We start from the raw sequence: 14,555 nt of genomic DNA on the forward strand, positions 1-14,555 counted from the left end.
AGGTAACGGATTGGTATCGGGCCTGAGGGTTCCCGCAGACCCTCCCGAAGTGGCTTCCACTTTCCAAGATCGGGCCTGTATGTTTCTGGCTATCCCTTTACTGACGCATGGGACGCAAGATGCGTTCCACGACAGACCAAGGAGTTTCCCTTGAAGCGCATCCTCATCCCGGCCGGCGGCGCCGTTCTCGCCACCGGTCTGCTGGCCGCCGGTCTGGCCGGCACCGCCCAGGCCAACCCGGACTGGGCCTCTGACACCATGGTCAAGGACGCCCCCGCGGCGGTCGAGGTCGCCAAGTGGTGGCAGCAGAAGAACGGCGAGGCGAGCTACTTCGCCACCGCCAAGCCCTACGCCTGGGAGCACAAGACCGCTGCCAAGATGGACGTGGGCGGCAAGCCCTCCATCGACGGCAAGCCCGGCCAGGCTGCCCCCATCGGCGAGGAGAAGAAGACCGCCGCCAAGGCCAAGAACATCAACCTGCCGAAGACCATCGGCAAGGTGTTCTTCGTGACCAAGGACGGCGAGCCCAGCTGGTGCTCCGCCACCTCCATCCAGGGCAAGTACCGCAACCTGGTCGCCACCGCCGGTCACTGCGTCTACGACGTCGCCGGCAACCGTACCCTCATGGACAAGTGGGTCTTCGTCCCCGGTTACTACCAGGGCAAGACGCCGTGGGGCATCTACGTCGGTAAGACCGCGTGGGTGCACTACGACCTCGCCGTCTTCGAGGACTTCGACCGCGACTACGCGTTCGTCACGGTGTACGACGGCATCCAGGTCGGCGGCGGGACCGCGGAGAAGGTTTCCGCGGCCGACTTCGCCAAGTGGACCGGCAAGAAGGAGGCCAAGCCCACCGAGGTCTCCCACGAGGAGTACCGCAAGGGCCGCCTCAACCCGGCCACCGCGGACGACTACTTCGCTGAGGGCAAGTTCAGCAAGCCCCAGCTGGTCGGCCCGGACTACCCGGGTGCTGTGGTGGAGCGCGTCGAGGTCTCCCAGGCCACCTACCGGAACGCTCCGGTCGGCAAGGGCAACGGCAACAAGTTCGGCGAGCCCGAGGTTGAGCACGTCACCTACGCCGAGGGCCTGAAGTACCTCGAGAACCAGCAGAAGAACCCGGCTGACTTCCCCGGCACCGTCAAGCTCGACGACCGGACGAACGTCACCATCACGCACTACTACGTGCAGGCGTGGATCAAGCCGGGCACCGTGAAGAAGTTCTACAAGAACGACTTCTACATCTTCAAGGACTACGTGAAGAACGTGGGCCGTCTCGGCGACAACGTCGGTGGCCAGGGCTTCGCGTGGAACCAGAAGACCCAGCAGAACGTCTTCGTCTTCGGTTACCCGGCGGCGACGCACCCCGACGGCAACAAGGTTTACACCGGTGTTACGCCGAAGTGGTGCTACGGCAAGACCTCTGCCAAGAGCGTCGAGATCCCGGCCTACAAGGTCGAGGAGCAGGTCGCTCTGAAGTGCTCGATGACCCCGGGCGCCGACGGCTCCCCGTGGCTCATCAAGTACAGCAACGCCAAGCGTCTCGGCTACGTCAACGGTGTTACCAGCCTGTTCATCGACCAGGACGGCAACAAGCGTCTCGACTACAGCACCTCCGCCTACTTCGACGGTGAGGCTGCCGAGATCTACCAGCGCGCCGCCAACAGCTGGTCCGGCACGCTCAAGTTCTAGTCGCCTCACGGCTACTGGAACCCCGAGTCAGGGGGTCCAAACCCCTGACTCACCCAGCTCCACCCGAGGGGCCCGGCTTCTGCCGGGCCCCTCGGCCTTTTTCCGGCCGAGGCCGTCTGACAAACATCCGGCGGAAAGTAACAGAACTCCCAGAAAACCCACCTGGTGAGGTAAAGGCGCTAGTCGGTAGGGTCTCCAGAACCCTCCTGTGACGCCTGTGACCTGACCGGGCGCGCACTCCCGATACATGGAGATCTCTGTGATTCCCCGAGCAAAGCGATTCCTCGTCCGCGGCGGTGCCCTCACCGCCGCCGGCCTCACGGTCGCCGGGCTCACCGCCACGGCGGCGCCCGCGCAGGCCGCCCCGGCGCCGGCCCACGACTCCCTCTCCGCCTCCACCTCCGTGGCCTTCTCCACGGCCAGGTTCTGGCTCGCCTCCAACGGCGCCGCGCTGAAGAAGGCCACGCAGTACACCTGGGACGCCAAGGCCGTGACCAGGACCAAGCTCGCCGCGAGCGGCGGCGTGGAGGCCGACGGCAAGCCCGGCGCGGTGGCCCCCACCGGCGGGCAGAAGGCCGCCAAGGCGAAGAACGTCAACCTGCCCAAGACCGTCGGCAAGGTGTTCTTCCTCGACAGCAAGGGCGAGCACCGCTGGTGCTCGGCCACCTCGATCCAGTCGGCCTACCGCAACCTGGTCGCCACCGCCGGTCACTGCGTCTACGACATCGACGGCAACCGCGATGTCATGGACAAGTGGGTCTTCGTGCCCGGTTACTACCAGGGCAAGGCCCCCTGGGGCCTCTACGTCGGTCAGACGGCCTTCACCCACTACAACTTCGCCGTCTACGAGGACTTCGACCACGACTACGCGTTCGTGGCCGTCTACAACGGCATCCAGCTCGGCGACGACAAGGGCAAGGTCGTCACCAAGACGGAGTACGACAAGTTCCCCGGCGTGAAGAAGGTCGTGCCGGCCGAGGTCACCAAGGCCGAGTACGACAAGGGCCGCCTGAACCCGGCGACCTTCGACGACTACTTCACCGAGGGCAGGAACACCGACGCGCAGCCGGTCGGCCCGGACTACCCCGGCGCCGTGCTGGAGCGGGGCGAGGTCGGCGCCGAGACCTACCGGAAGGCCAGGACCGGCAAGGGCAACGGCCACAAGTTCGGCGAGCCCGAGGTAGCGCACGTCACCAAGCCCGCCTTCGACGCCTTCAAGGCGGTCCAGGCCGCCAAGACCGCGGAGGAGAAGAAGGCCGCCCTCAAGGCCGCCGCCGCCCACTTCCCGGAGACCGAGACCTACCTCGGCACCCCCTCCGACAAGGGCGGCAACTACACCGTCACCCGCTACTACGTCCAGAAGTGGGTCAAGCCCGGCACGGTCCGGAAGTACTACAAGGCCACCTACGTGGTCTACGAGAGCCTCGTCAAGGACGTCGGCAGGCTCGGCGACAACGTCGGCGGCCAGGGCTTCGCCTGGAACCAGAAGGCCGGCCAGCCGGTCCACGCCTTCGGCTACCCGGGTGACCCGCACCCCGACGGCGACAAGCCGTTCACCGGCGTGACCATGAAGTACTGCTACGGCAAGACCAACACCCGCGCCTACACCTCCAACGCCTACAAGATCAACGACCACCTGGCGCTGCGCTGCTCGATGACCGGCGGCGCCGACGGCGGCCCGTGGATCATCAAGTACGCCAACACCAAGCGCGTCGGCTACGTCAACGGTGTGACCAGCGCCTTCTTCGACCAGGACGGCAACGACCGGGTGGACTTCATCAGCTCGCCGTACATCGACGGCGACGCCGCCGGGATCTACCGCAAGGCCACCGAGGTCCGCAACGCGCGGATCGTCGGCGACAAGGGCGAGCTCCTCAAGTAGGAGACGCGCCCGAGGCTCCGCCTCGCGCCCCGGATGAGAAGGGGGCCCGGCTCTCCGCCGGGCCCCCTTTCCCCTGCCCGGACACCCCAGTTTGCCCGGAGGCTCTCCTCGGTCCCCCGCCGGAACACCGCCCCGGCCGGGGACCGTCCCGCTCAGGCGGCCCTGAGCTCCCTGATCCGCTCCTCCAGCTCCGCCACCGCGGGCTCGGCCGCGTGCGGCCTCAACCGGGCGCGCAGATCGGCCACGTAGGAGCGGGTCCGGGCCGACTGCAGCCCACCGGCCAGATCCAGCGCCTGCCCCGCCGCCGTGCAGGCCTCCTCCAGCTCCCCGCACTCCAGCAGGCCGGCCGCCAGCAGCGACAGGTTGAACATCCGCCCGCGCACGAACCGCCCGTCCATCTCCAGCGACCGCCGCGCGTGCCGTACGGCCCGCGGCCCGTCACCCAGGTCGCGGAAGCAGTGGGCCATCTTGGCCGACAGGTAGGCCTCATCGAAGTAGGCGATCCAGGCGGGCTCGCCGCCGGCCCGGCGCCGTTCGAAGGCCCGCTCCGCCGCGTGGAGCGCGGCGCGGCACCCGGCGCGGTCCTCGCGCGCGGCGTGCGCGTGCGCCTCCAGCACGTGCGCCTCGGCCAGCAGGGAGGCGATCCCGGCCCGCCGGGCCGACGTCTGCGCGGCCCTGGCCAGGTCGAGGGCGTGGGCGGGCTGCCCGATGTAGACGGCCTGGTGGCTCATCCCGGCGAGGATCTCCCCGCCGAGGCCGTGGTCACCCGCCCCACGGGCCAGCCGGAGCGCCTGGATCAGGTAGCGCTGGGCCACCCCGTGGTGCTCCAGGTCGTAGGCCATCCAGCCGGCCAGGCGGGTCAGCTCCGCGGCGGCCGAGGCCAGCTCCTTCCCGGTGGCCTCGGCGTAGGAGCCGTCGTTGAGCAGCGGCGCGACGGCGGTGTCGAGGTACTTCACGACCGCCGAGCGGATCCGGCCGCCGCCGTAGCGGTTGTCCAGCTCGCCGAAGGAGCGGGTGACCTCCCGGATCGCGGCGATGTCGGCCATGCCCACCCGCCGGGTGCCGCCCGCGACGGGGCGCGCCTCCGCGGGGAGGGTCAGCCAGCGCACCGCTCCCACCGAACCGGCCCCGATGGCGAAGGTGGAGTCGACCAGGAACCTGCGGCGCTCCACGTCCGCCCGCCACAGCGCCGTGGCGCTCGCGACCCCCTCGTGCCAGGTGCGGGGGAACGCCTGCCCGACCTCGGGCCGGGCGGCCGTCCGGGGCATCCCGGTCTCCTGGAACGGCCGGTTCGTCCGGTGTGCCATCGCTCTCCTCGCCTCGGAGGTGGACGGCGTGCGCGGGGCGCGTGCGCATCCGAATGACGCCCCCCGCGCACGCCCGTACGCGTGCGTACCCCGCCCGGGAGGGCAAAGGTAACGGAGGGGACTTGTTATATCACGTTCCGTAAAGGCTCGGTGATTTCCCGGTAAAAAAAGAGCACGCCCTCCGCCTGGTGGGCGGAGGGCGTGCTCGGGCCGTCGGGTCGCCGGGTCGCGACCGGGTACGGCCGGGTCGCGGGTGCGCGGAGGGTCCGCGTGGCCGCGCTCAGCGGCGGGCGACCCCGTCGGCGCGGGCCTGGGCGGTGACCGCGGCGATGACCGCGGGGGCGACGCGCTTGTCGAACGGGCTGGGGATCACGTAGTCGGGCGAGAGCTCGTCGTCGCCGACCACGGCGGCCAGCGCCTCGGCGGCGGCGACCTTCATGTTCTCGGTGATGGTCGTGGCCCGCACGTCGAGCGCGCCGCGGAAGACGCCGGGGAAGGCCAGCACGTTGTTGATCTGGTTCGGGAAGTCGGACCGGCCGGTGGCGACCACCCTCGCGTGCTTCCTGGCGACCTCGGGGTGGACCTCGGGGGTCGGGTTGGAGAGCGCGAAGACGATCGCGTCGGGCGCCATCGAGGCGATGGCCTCCTCGGAGGTCGTCGAGCCCGACAGGCCGATGAACACGTCGGCCCCGGCCAGCGCCTCCTCGGTGGTGCCGCGGAGGCCGGCCTTGTTGGTGTCGCGGGCCAGGGCCTGCTTCACCGGGTTGAGGCCCTCGCGCCCCTCGTAGACGATCCCCCTGGAGTCGGCGACCGCGATGTCGCCGATGCCCGCGTTGAGCAGGATGCGGCTGACCGCGACGCCGGAGGCGCCAGCGCCCGCCACCACGGCCCGCAGGTCGCCCAGGTCGCGGCCGGTCAGCCGGGCGGCGTTCTTCAGGGCGGCCAGCGCGACGATCGCGGTGCCGTGCTGGTCGTCGTGGAAGACGGGGATGTCCAGGAGCTCGCGGAGCCGGTCCTCGATCTCGAAGCACCTCGGCGCGCTGATGTCCTCCAGGTTGATGCCGCCGAAGGAGGGGGCGAGCCGGACCACGGTCTCGATGATGGCGTCCGTGTCGGTGCAGTCGAGGCAGATCGGCACGGCGTCGACGCCGGCGAACTCCTTGAACAGCAGGGCCTTGCCCTCCATGACCGGCATGGCGGCCGCGGGGCCGATGTCGCCGAGGCCGAGCACGGCGGTGCCGTCGGAGACGACGGCGACGACGTTCGAGACCCAGGTGTAGTCGGCGGCGAGCTCGGGCTCCTCGGCGATCGCGGTGCAGACCTTGGCCACGCCCGGGGTGTAGGCGAGGGACAGGTCGTCGGCGTTGCGGACCGGGACGGTCGAGCGGATCTCCATCTTGCCGCCGCGGTGCAGGGCGAAGGCGGGATCCAGATCGAGGGCTTCGATGGAGACGGGAGAGTGCGAGATGGCCACAGCGACCCCTGTAGTTAGTCAGACGGACGATTCCATAGGCGCCGCAGGAAGCTCTGGCCCGGCTTCGGTAGCAGCTCGGGACGTGCCTCTCTGGGAACGGTCGCCTGGAGGGTTCGGGGGTCACCCGTTGCTCGATTGTGCCACATTATGAGACTCGGGCAGGTGACAGGGGATGCAGACTTTTGTTGACACGGAGTTAAACTGCTCACACGTAATGCCCGAAGCCTGGACGGACCCTTACCCCGACACCCGACGGAACCCCCGGTGGATCTGATCTCCTACGCCGAGCTGGCCGTGATGCTCGTCAACAGTCCCGACCGCCTCGCCGGCCTGGAGGGGCTGCGCGTCCTCCTGCAGGAGAGCGGGCGCCCCCGGCAGGCCGCCCGCCTCACCCGCGCGGACCTCGACGTCCTGCGCGCCCTGCGCGAGGAGCTGGTGGCGGTCTTCGAGGCCGCGGCCGGCGGCCAGGAGCGGGAGGTCGTCGAGCGGCTCAACGCCCTGCTCCGCCGGCATCCGGTCCACCCGCAGATCACCCGGCACGACGACGAGCCGTGGCACCTGCACCTGACCGAGGGCGGGCGTTTCGCCGACCAGTACGTCGTGGGCTCCGTCATGGGCCTGGCCACCATCGTCACCGACCTGGGCGCCGACCGGCTGGGGCTGTGCCAGTCGCCACCGTGCCGGCGGGCCTATCTCGACACCTCCTCCAACCGGTCCCGGCGCTACTGCTCGGAGCGGTGCGCCAGCCGGGCCAACGTCGCCGCCTACCGCGCCCGGAAGAAGGTCGGCCAGGACAGCGGCGGCCGGTAGCGCGCCACCACCCGGCCGAGCACCGGGACGGGGCCGAAGTCCCAGCTGTCCCTGCGGCCGGGGGCGCGCTGGTTGTCGCTCTCCACCCACCAGCCGTCGCCGTCGCGCCAGGCGGCCCGTTTCACGATCAGGCGGGACTCCTCGGAGGGGAGGCGGGCCAGGACCAGGTCGCCGGGGCGGACCGGGGCGCCGCGCCGTACCCAGAGCCAGTCGCCGGGGCGGAGCGCGGGGAGCATGGAATCCCCTTCGACACGCACTCTCACGGGCGTCAGCCCCCTTCTGCGGCGGCCCTCGGCGGGCGAGTAAGGTCGGTGATGGACCATGCTGATCTCAGCATCAAGGAAGGATTCCCGATGCTCGCACGACTCCTGCGCCCCAGGCACGTCGCCTCCGCCCACTGCGACCTGCCCTGCGGCGTGTACGACCCGGCCCAGGCCCGTATCGAGGCCGAGTCGGTCAAGGCCATCATGGAGAAGTACGCCGCCAACGAGGACCCGGTCTTCCGCACGCGCGCGCTCATCATCAAGGAGGAGCGGGCCCAGCTCGTGAAGCACCACCTGTGGGTGCTGTGGACCGACTACTTCAAGCCCCAGCACCTGGAGGCCTACCCCCAGCTGCACCAGCTGTTCTGGGAGGCCACCAAGCTGGCCGGCGCCGCCGCCGCCAAGGGCACGGTGGACGCCTCGAAGGCCGACGAGCTGCTGGCCAAGATCGAGGAGATCTCCAAGATCTTCTGGGAGACCAAGGCCGCCTGAGCCTGCCCGGCCGCCGGCGCGACCGGACCCGCGGCCGGCCCTTCGGGCCGGACAGGGCACGGTGCGCCGGCACCCCCGGGAGCGTCGGCGCATCACCCCTCCCACCTCGCGGAACGTCCTTTTTTCCCGTTCCAAATCATCCGGATCGCGCGTCTGATCGGGCCAACGGCCACCCGGGGGCGGTAGGTTGCAGTCAGCGACCTTGCAAGGAGGAACGTGACTGAGCACACCGAGGCGCCCGCGGTCGACGCGGGCGGGATCCGTGACGTGGTGAGCGTCCGGCTGCCGGCTGTGAGCGCATATCTGTCCGTGTTACGTACGGCCACCGCAGGGCTGGCCGCCCGGCTGGACTTCACGCTGGACGAGATCGAGGATCTCCGGATCGCGGTCGACGAGGCGTGTGCGATGTTGTTGACCCAGGCCGTTCCCGGCACCGACCTGACGGCCGAGTTCGAGCTGACCGGTCAGGAGATGGCGGTCCGGGTCGAGGTCAGCACGGTGGGCAGTTCCCCGCCCAAGCGCGATGAGTTCGCCTGGATGGTGCTCACCGCCCTGGCGGACGACGTGGACGCCGTGACCGACTCCCCCGACCGTATGGCCATCGTGCTCCGCAAGCGTCGAGGCGCGGCGAGGCCGGCGTGACGGAAAGGACTCGTGCCATGGCCACCAGCGATCACGCGGTGCCCGACCGGGTGCGCGCGCGCACGCTCTTCGGCGAACTGGCGGAGTTGACCCCCGACGACCCGCGACGCCAGCGCATCCGTGACGAGCTCGTCGAGCTCCACCTGCCCCTGGTCGAGTACCTCGCCCGCCGGTTCCGCAACCGCGGCGAGTGGCTGGACGACCTGACCCAGGTCGCCACCATCGGACTGATCAAGTCCATCGACCGCTTCGACCTCGACCGGGGGGTGGAGTTCTCCACCTACGCCACGCCCACCATCGTGGGCGAGATCAAGCGGCACTTCCGCGACAAGGGCTGGGCGGTCCGTGTGCCGCGCCGCCTGCAGGAGCTGAAGCTCTCGCTCACCAAGGCGATCAGCGAGCTGTCGCAGCGGGAGGGCCGGGCGCCCACCGTCGCCGAGCTGGCCGCCTACCTGAAGATGACCGAGGAGGAGGTGCTCGAGGGTCTGGAGTCGGCCAACGCCTACTCCACGGTCTCCCTGGACGCCCCCGACTCCGGTGACGACGACGCGCCCGCGGTGGCCGACTCCCTCGGCATCGTGGACGACTCCCTGGAGGGCGTCGAGTACCGCGAGTCCCTCAAGCCGCTGCTCGAGCGGCTCCCGCCCCGCGAGAAGCGCATCCTGCTGCTGCGCTTCTTCGGCAACATGACCCAGTCGCAGATCGCCACCGAGCTGGGCATCTCGCAGATGCACGTCTCCCGGCTGCTGGCCAGGACGCTGACCCAGCTCCGCGAGGGGCTGACGGCCGAGGACTGACGCCGTCGCCCCTCTCCCCCCGTCCGGGGCCGCCGTCCGGCCCGGGGCAGGGCCGCCGCGGCCCTCCCGGTGACCGCCCGCGCGCTCCTAGACGCCGTCCGACGGCTTGGTGTCCCCGTACAGGACCCGGGTCGTCGGCGGGGAGAGCAGTGAGACCAGTCCGGTCACCACCGCGGCGGCCAGGACGGCGCCGAAGACCGGCTGACCGGACTGGAACAACGTGACGACGACCGGGATCATGAAGATCTGGGTCAGCACGCCGGGGCTGCGGGTCCACTTCTCCGCCCGGAGCAGGCCCCAGGCCACCCGGAGCAGGATCGCGCCCACCAGGAGGCCGAACCCGGCGACGAAGACCGAGCTCAGCACGTCGTCCGGCTGTCCGATCACTGTCTCGACCCCGACGTAGCCGCCGAGCAGCAGCGCGGTGAGCCCTTCCAGGGCGGCGACGACGGCGGCGACGGTGAGGGTCGGCGGGCGGTTCGGCACAGGCCAACCTTACCGCTGACTCCGATAGGTCCCCCTTTCAGAGCCTCTGTACCGTTATTGATGGATACGCTGGCGCCATGCGCGCGATGCTGCTGGTGAACCCCAAGGCGACCACGACGAACCACCGGACGCGGGACGTGCTCATCAGGGCGCTGGGCGCGACGATGGACCTGACCGTCGAGGAGACCGGCTACCGGGGGCACGCCGCCCACCTGGCCCGCACGGCCCACGCGGACGGGTTCGACGTGGTCGCGGTGCTCGGCGGCGACGGCACGATCAACGAGACCGTCAACGGCCTGCTGGAGGCGGAGGACGGCGAGGTCGCGGCGGAGCGGCCCGCGCTGCTGGTGATCCCCGGCGGGAGCGCGAACGTCTTCGCGCGGGCGCTCGGGCTGCCGAACGATCCGGTCGAGGCGACGGGCCTGGTGCTGGAGGCGGTGGGCGCGGACCGGCGCCGGACGGTCGGGCTCGGCCAGGCCGTATGGGACGGCCAGAGCCGCTACTTCACCTTCTGCAGCGGCCTCGGCTACGACGCCGAGGTCATCCGGGCGGTGGAGGGCCTGCGCGGCACCGGGCGCAGGGCCACGCCCACCCGCTACGTGAACACCGCGCTGCGCCACTATCTGTCCACCGACAAGCGTCACGCCGCGATGCGCCTGACCGGGCCCGGCGTGCCGCCGGCCTCCGGCATCTTCATGGCGGTCGTCTCCAACACCTCGCCCTGGACCTACGTCGGCCCCCGGCCGGTCTGCCCGACGCCCTGGGCGAGCTTCGAGACCGGCCTGGACCTGCTGGGACTGCAGCGGCTCGGCCTGCCCACGATGGTCCCCCTGCTGAACCAGATCATCGGCGCCCGCGACACCCTGCCCACCGGCCGGCACCTGGTGCAACTCCACGACGAGAAGGAGTTCACCCTCACCGCCGAACGCCCGGTGGCCTTCCAGCTGGACGGCGACTACCTCGGAGAGGTCGAAACGGTGACCTTCCGATCTATCCCCAATGCGTTACAAGTAATGGCATAGCAGGTTACAGATCGTCATTGTGTGACGCATCCGACACTCCTCACCACGAAAACCTTCGCTCAAACCTCTTGCACGCATCCTGGGCGGCTGACAATCTCAGCAGTGACGTCGGAACGTAGGACCTTTGAGTGGCGACCCTCACTCCTGGGCCACCGGCGATCACCGTGAGCGACCCGGACCGAACCTGGACCGGGCCACTGCTCGCGCCTGTTAGTGAATTCGTTCACAAAGTGAGCCGACCGACGGAGCCGCGCAAGGGGCTCCTCTTACGAAGGAGTGGACGCATGGACTGGCGCCACCGAGCTGCCTGCCGTGACGTGGACCCCGAGCTGTTCTTCCCGATCGGCAACACCGGGCCGGCCCTGATGCAGATCGAAGAGGCCAAGCAGGTCTGCCGCACGTGCACCGTGAGCGAAGCGTGCCTGAAGTGGGCCCTGGAGTCCGGCCAGGACGCCGGCGTCTGGGGCGGCCTGAGCGAGGACGAGCGCCGCGCCCTCAAGCGCCGCACCGCCCGCGCCCGCGCCCGCCTCACCGCCTAGCCACCCCGAAGGCCCAGGAAGGCCCCAGGACCGCCTGGAGGCCCTGCAGGCCCTCTCGCGGAAGTCCTCCCGCAGTCTCCCACGGCCCCCGGAAACACACGGCACCGGGGGCCGGCCCATGGGAAGGACTGCTCTCCCGGGAGCATCCGGCACCGTCCCGGAGCGTTTCCCGGGGCCCAGGAGCCGGGAAGGGACCCGCGGCGCACCCCCACGGGACCGCGACCCGGCACGGGGGTCACACCAGGCCCGCCCTGCCGATCCCCTCGGACCAGGCGTCGGAGCGGGGAAGCGGGATCACCAGGGTGACCTCGGTCCCGCCCCCCTGACGCGGCGCGATGGACAGGCGCCCGGACAGCTCTCCCACCACCAGCGTCCGCACGATCTGCAGGCCGAGACTCGTGGTCGCCTCCAGGTCGAACCCCTCGGGCAGGCCCGCGCCGGTGTCGGAGACCACCACGTCCAGCTGGTCCGGTCCCCGCGACACGGTCACCTCCAGCCGCCCCGGCCGCTGCGCCAGCCCGTGCTGGACGGCGTTCTGCAGCAGTTCGGTGAGGACCATCGCCAGCGGGGTCGCGATCTCCGAGCGCAGCACCCCGAACGAGCCGATCCGGCGCGGCGTCACCTGCGCCTCCGGCGCCGACACCTCGCTCGCCATCGCGATCACCCGGTCGGCGATGTCGTCGAAGTCCACCTGCTCGTCGGGCGTGTGGGACAGCGTCTCGTGCACGATCGCGATCGACCCGACCCGGCGCACCGCCTCCTCCAGGGCCTCCCGCCCCTCCGGCACCTGCAACCGCCTGGCCTGCAGCCGCAGCAGCGCCGCCACCGTCTGCAGGTTGTTCTTCACCCGGTGGTGGATCTCCCGGATGGTGGCGTCCTTGGTCATCAGCTCGCGCTCGCGCCGGCGCAGCTCGGTCACGTCGCGGATGAGCACCAGCGCGCCGATCCGGCCGCCTCCCACCACCAGCGGGATCGCGCGCAGCTGCACGACCGTGCCGCCCGACTCCACCTCGGTCTCCCGGGGCTCCTTGCCGCTCGCCACCACCATGAGGTTCTCGTTGATGGGCTCGTCCGCGTAGCAGAGCGTGGCGGTCGTACGGCCCAGCTCCGCGCCGACCAGGTCGGCGGTGAGGCCCAGCCGGCGGTAGGCCGACAGGGCGTTCGGCGAGGCGTAGGTCACCCGGCCCGCCCGGTCGAGCCGGAGCAGGCCGTCGCCGACCCGCGGCGAGCGGACCAGGATCGGTTCCGCGCCGGAGAACGGGAAGCGGCCCTCGGCCACCATCTGCGCCAGGTCGGAGGCGCTCTGCAGGTAGGTCAGCTCCAGCCTGGAGGGCGTGCGCGCCGAGGACAGGTTCGTCGAGCGCTGGATCACCCCCAGGTAGCGGTGCCCGGCGTCCCCGCACTCCGGCTCCCCGCCGCACGTGCGCCGCACCGGGATGGTCTCCTCCCGTACCGGGACCCCGGTGGACCAGTCGGGGTCGCCCTCCCGGCAGATCCTCCGCTCGTCCCAGGCCGTGTCGATCAGCTGGCGCTCGCCCTTGGCGATGATCGTTCCCACGACGTCGTCGTGGTAGACGGTCGGTCCGGTGGTGGGCCGCATCTGCGCGATCGCGACCCATCCCGATCCGTCCTTGAGCGGGATCCACAGGATGAGGTCGGCGAACGACAGGTCGGCCAGGAGTTGCCAGTCGGAGACCAGCGAGTGCATCCACTCGAGGTCCGCGTGGTCGAGCGCGGTGTGACGGACCGCCAGGTCGCTAAGAGTCGGCACGTGTGCATCATGCGTTCTCCCCCGGCCCGGAGGCGAATCGGCCGGCGGACTTCGTGTACGCGGCGGGTCCGGAAGGTGAACGGGCGGTTGTGAGAACGGTCACATCGGTGACGCCCTCCGGCGCCCGGAGCGGAGGCGCGCCGCAGGCCCGCACAGACGCCCGCGCTCCGGTGGGCCGCCGCCCGCGCCCTCCTCCGGTGCCGCCGGTCCCGGCCCGCGTTGCCGCCGCACCTGCCGCGGCGGCTATCCTTCACCATCAGCCCGAACTGCCCGGACGTGTGCGAACCAGAGCGGAGGAGCCGGCCCCGGCGGCCGCCGAACCCGGTCTGGAGACCCGCGAACCGGCAGGTGCGGCCGTCCCCGTCGTCCTCGGCCGTCCCGAGACCGCACTCCGGACGGCCTCCACCTGTGCGGAACACGGAGTGCGCGCCGGATGCCCCCGGCCGCGCTCGGTGCCGGTCCACCGCTCTTGCCTGCGGTTGACCGTGCGGGCCAATCTGAGTTCCGATGATCTCGCGGTGACCCTGAGTGCGCTCACCGCCGTTGCCGAGACGAAGGTGGGCATGTGAGCGAACACGGCGAGCGGGCCGGCCGGCGCGGCACGGCCGGCGGCGAGGGCTCCGCCCCGGCGGGCGAGGAGCTCCCATGACCGACGAGTCCCCGCGGATCCCGAAGTACTACGACGTCAAGCGGAGCCTCCTGGCGCTGACCAAGAGCCTGCAGCCGGGCAGCGCGCTGCCGCCGGAGCGCACCCTGGCGGTCCGCTTCGAGACCTCGCGGACCACCGTGCGGCAGGCGCTGTCGGAGCTCGTGGTCGAGGGCCGCCTGGTCCGCATCCAGGGCAAGGGGACGTTCGTCGCGCAGCCGAAGGTCGCGCAGGTCCTCCAGCTGACCTCCTACACCGGTGACCTGCGGACCGTCGGCCTGGAGCCCGACACCAAGATCCTCGACATCAGCTACGTCACCGCCGACGAGCCCCTGGCCCGCCGGCTGGCCATCAACCCCGGCGGCCGGGTGCTCCGCATCCACCGGCTCCGCCTGGCCAACGGCGAGCCCATGTCGATCGACACCACCCACCTGTCGGCCCGCCGCTTCCCCCGGCTCCGGCGGGAGCTGGAGGTGCACTCCTCGCTGTACGAGACGCTGCACAACGCCTACAACGTGCGGCTGACGGAGGCCGAGGAGGTCATCGAGACCGTGCTGGCGACGCCGTACGACGCCCAGGTGCTGGGCGTCGACGTCGGCCTGCCGATGCTGCTGCTCACCCGGCACGCCTTCGACGCCGACGGCAACCCCGTGGAGTGGGCGCAGTCCCTCTACCGGGGCGACCGCTACAAGTTCGTCACCCGCCTGCGCCGCCCCTGACGAGGGCTCCCCGGCG

The 14,555-nt window shown here is 70.7% G+C and carries 14 protein-coding genes; 9 read left to right on the forward strand and 5 right to left on the reverse strand.

Going from position 1 to position 14,555, the window contains the following annotated elements; translation table 11 throughout:
* Positions 1–150: 150 nt before the first annotated feature.
* Complete coding sequence (locus tag ACFOWE_RS24140; RefSeq protein WP_377291549.1) at positions 151–1,689, forward strand: hypothetical protein; 1,539 nt, start codon at positions 151–153, stop codon at positions 1,687–1,689.
* Between the two features lie 259 nt (positions 1,690–1,948).
* Positions 1,949–3,571, forward strand: a complete 1,623-nt coding sequence (locus tag ACFOWE_RS24145; RefSeq protein ID WP_377291551.1) for a hypothetical protein — start codon at positions 1,949–1,951, stop codon at positions 3,569–3,571.
* A gap of 152 nt (positions 3,572–3,723) precedes the next feature.
* Here the strand turns inward: ACFOWE_RS24145 and ACFOWE_RS24150 are convergent, their stop codons facing one another.
* Both ACFOWE_RS24150 and ACFOWE_RS24155 read right to left on the reverse strand, forming a co-directional pair.
* Positions 3,724–4,878 carry a hypothetical protein gene (locus tag ACFOWE_RS24150; RefSeq protein ID WP_377291553.1) on the reverse strand — a complete coding sequence of 385 codons (1,155 nt, stop codon included), beginning with the start codon at positions 4,876–4,878 and terminating at the stop codon, positions 3,724–3,726.
* Between the two features lie 280 nt (positions 4,879–5,158).
* Positions 5,159–6,346, reverse strand: a complete 1,188-nt coding sequence (locus tag ACFOWE_RS24155; RefSeq protein WP_377291628.1) for an NAD(P)-dependent malic enzyme — start codon at positions 6,344–6,346, stop codon at positions 5,159–5,161.
* Between the two features lie 270 nt (positions 6,347–6,616).
* Here ACFOWE_RS24155 and ACFOWE_RS24160 point away from each other — a divergent pair, with 270 nt between their 5' ends.
* Positions 6,617–7,162, forward strand: coding sequence for a CGNR zinc finger domain-containing protein (locus tag ACFOWE_RS24160; protein WP_377291555.1), 546 nt, complete (start codon positions 6,617–6,619; stop codon positions 7,160–7,162).
* Here the strand turns inward: ACFOWE_RS24160 and ACFOWE_RS24165 are convergent.
* A complete protein-coding gene (locus ACFOWE_RS24165; RefSeq protein ID WP_377291557.1) occupies positions 7,117–7,485 on the reverse strand; it encodes a S24 family peptidase in 369 nt (122 codons plus the stop codon). The two genes, ACFOWE_RS24160 and ACFOWE_RS24165, sit on opposite strands and share 46 nt — an antisense overlap.
* A gap of 30 nt (positions 7,486–7,515) precedes the next feature.
* On the opposite strand from ACFOWE_RS24165, the gene sodN reads away from it, so the two are divergent.
* The 3 genes from sodN to ACFOWE_RS24180 all read left to right on the forward strand — a co-directional run bounded on the left by sodN (position 7,516) and on the right by ACFOWE_RS24180 (position 9,356).
* Positions 7,516–7,917: a superoxide dismutase, Ni gene (sodN, locus tag ACFOWE_RS24170; RefSeq protein WP_344864729.1), complete on the forward strand. Its 402-nt coding sequence runs from the start codon at positions 7,516–7,518 to the stop codon at positions 7,915–7,917.
* A 216-nt stretch (positions 7,918–8,133) separates the two neighbouring features.
* Positions 8,134–8,559, forward strand: coding sequence for an anti-sigma factor (locus ACFOWE_RS24175; protein ID WP_377291559.1), 426 nt, complete (start codon positions 8,134–8,136; stop codon positions 8,557–8,559).
* Positions 8,560–8,576: 17 nt separating this feature from the next.
* On the forward strand, positions 8,577–9,356 hold the full coding sequence (locus tag ACFOWE_RS24180; protein ID WP_344864725.1) for an RNA polymerase sigma factor SigF: 780 nt from the start codon (positions 8,577–8,579) through the stop codon (positions 9,354–9,356).
* A gap of 87 nt (positions 9,357–9,443) precedes the next feature.
* Here ACFOWE_RS24180 and ACFOWE_RS24185 read toward each other — a convergent pair whose 3' ends face one another.
* Positions 9,444–9,842 (reverse strand): hypothetical protein, encoded by a 399-nt coding sequence (locus ACFOWE_RS24185; protein WP_377291561.1) that lies wholly within the window; start codon positions 9,840–9,842, stop codon positions 9,444–9,446.
* A gap of 77 nt (positions 9,843–9,919) precedes the next feature.
* Here ACFOWE_RS24185 and ACFOWE_RS24190 point away from each other — a divergent pair, with 77 nt between their 5' ends.
* Together ACFOWE_RS24190 and ACFOWE_RS24195 are read left to right on the forward strand one after the other, a co-directional pair.
* On the forward strand, positions 9,920–10,864 hold the full coding sequence (locus tag ACFOWE_RS24190; protein WP_377291563.1) for a diacylglycerol/lipid kinase family protein: 945 nt from the start codon (positions 9,920–9,922) through the stop codon (positions 10,862–10,864).
* 284 nt (positions 10,865–11,148) lie between these two features.
* Positions 11,149–11,403, forward strand: coding sequence for a WhiB family transcriptional regulator (locus tag ACFOWE_RS24195; RefSeq protein ID WP_377291565.1), 255 nt, complete (start codon positions 11,149–11,151; stop codon positions 11,401–11,403).
* A gap of 235 nt (positions 11,404–11,638) precedes the next feature.
* Here the strand turns inward: ACFOWE_RS24195 and ACFOWE_RS24200 are convergent, their stop codons facing one another.
* Positions 11,639–13,174: a sensor histidine kinase gene (locus tag ACFOWE_RS24200; protein ID WP_377291567.1), complete on the reverse strand. Its 1,536-nt coding sequence runs from the start codon at positions 13,172–13,174 to the stop codon at positions 11,639–11,641.
* A gap of 645 nt (positions 13,175–13,819) precedes the next feature.
* Between ACFOWE_RS24200 and ACFOWE_RS24205 the strand changes: the two genes are divergently transcribed.
* On the forward strand, positions 13,820–14,539 hold the full coding sequence (locus ACFOWE_RS24205; protein ID WP_377291569.1) for a GntR family transcriptional regulator: 720 nt from the start codon (positions 13,820–13,822) through the stop codon (positions 14,537–14,539).
* The last annotated feature ends 16 nt before the right edge of the window (positions 14,540–14,555 follow it).

Source organism: Planomonospora corallina (assembly GCF_042650625.1).
Lineage (GTDB): Bacteria > Actinomycetota > Actinomycetes > Streptosporangiales > Streptosporangiaceae > Planomonospora_B > Planomonospora_B corallina.

Excerpts from the sequence above, each read along its gene's own strand:
- ACFOWE_RS24150 (WP_377291553.1), bottom strand. The coding sequence starts at position 4,878 with ATGGCACACCGGACGAACCGGCCGTTCCAGGAGACCGGGATGCCCCGG.
- ACFOWE_RS24165 (WP_377291557.1), bottom strand. The coding sequence starts at position 7,485 with ATGGTCCATCACCGACCTTACTCGCCCGCCGAGGGCCGCCGCAGAAGG.
- sodN (WP_344864729.1), top strand. The coding sequence starts at position 7,516 with ATGCTCGCACGACTCCTGCGCCCCAGGCACGTCGCCTCCGCCCACTGC.
- ACFOWE_RS24180 (WP_344864725.1), top strand. The coding sequence starts at position 8,577 with ATGGCCACCAGCGATCACGCGGTGCCCGACCGGGTGCGCGCGCGCACG.
- ACFOWE_RS24190 (WP_377291563.1), top strand. The coding sequence starts at position 9,920 with ATGCGCGCGATGCTGCTGGTGAACCCCAAGGCGACCACGACGAACCAC.
- ACFOWE_RS24195 (WP_377291565.1), top strand. The coding sequence starts at position 11,149 with ATGGACTGGCGCCACCGAGCTGCCTGCCGTGACGTGGACCCCGAGCTG.
- ACFOWE_RS24205 (WP_377291569.1), top strand. The coding sequence starts at position 13,820 with ATGACCGACGAGTCCCCGCGGATCCCGAAGTACTACGACGTCAAGCGG.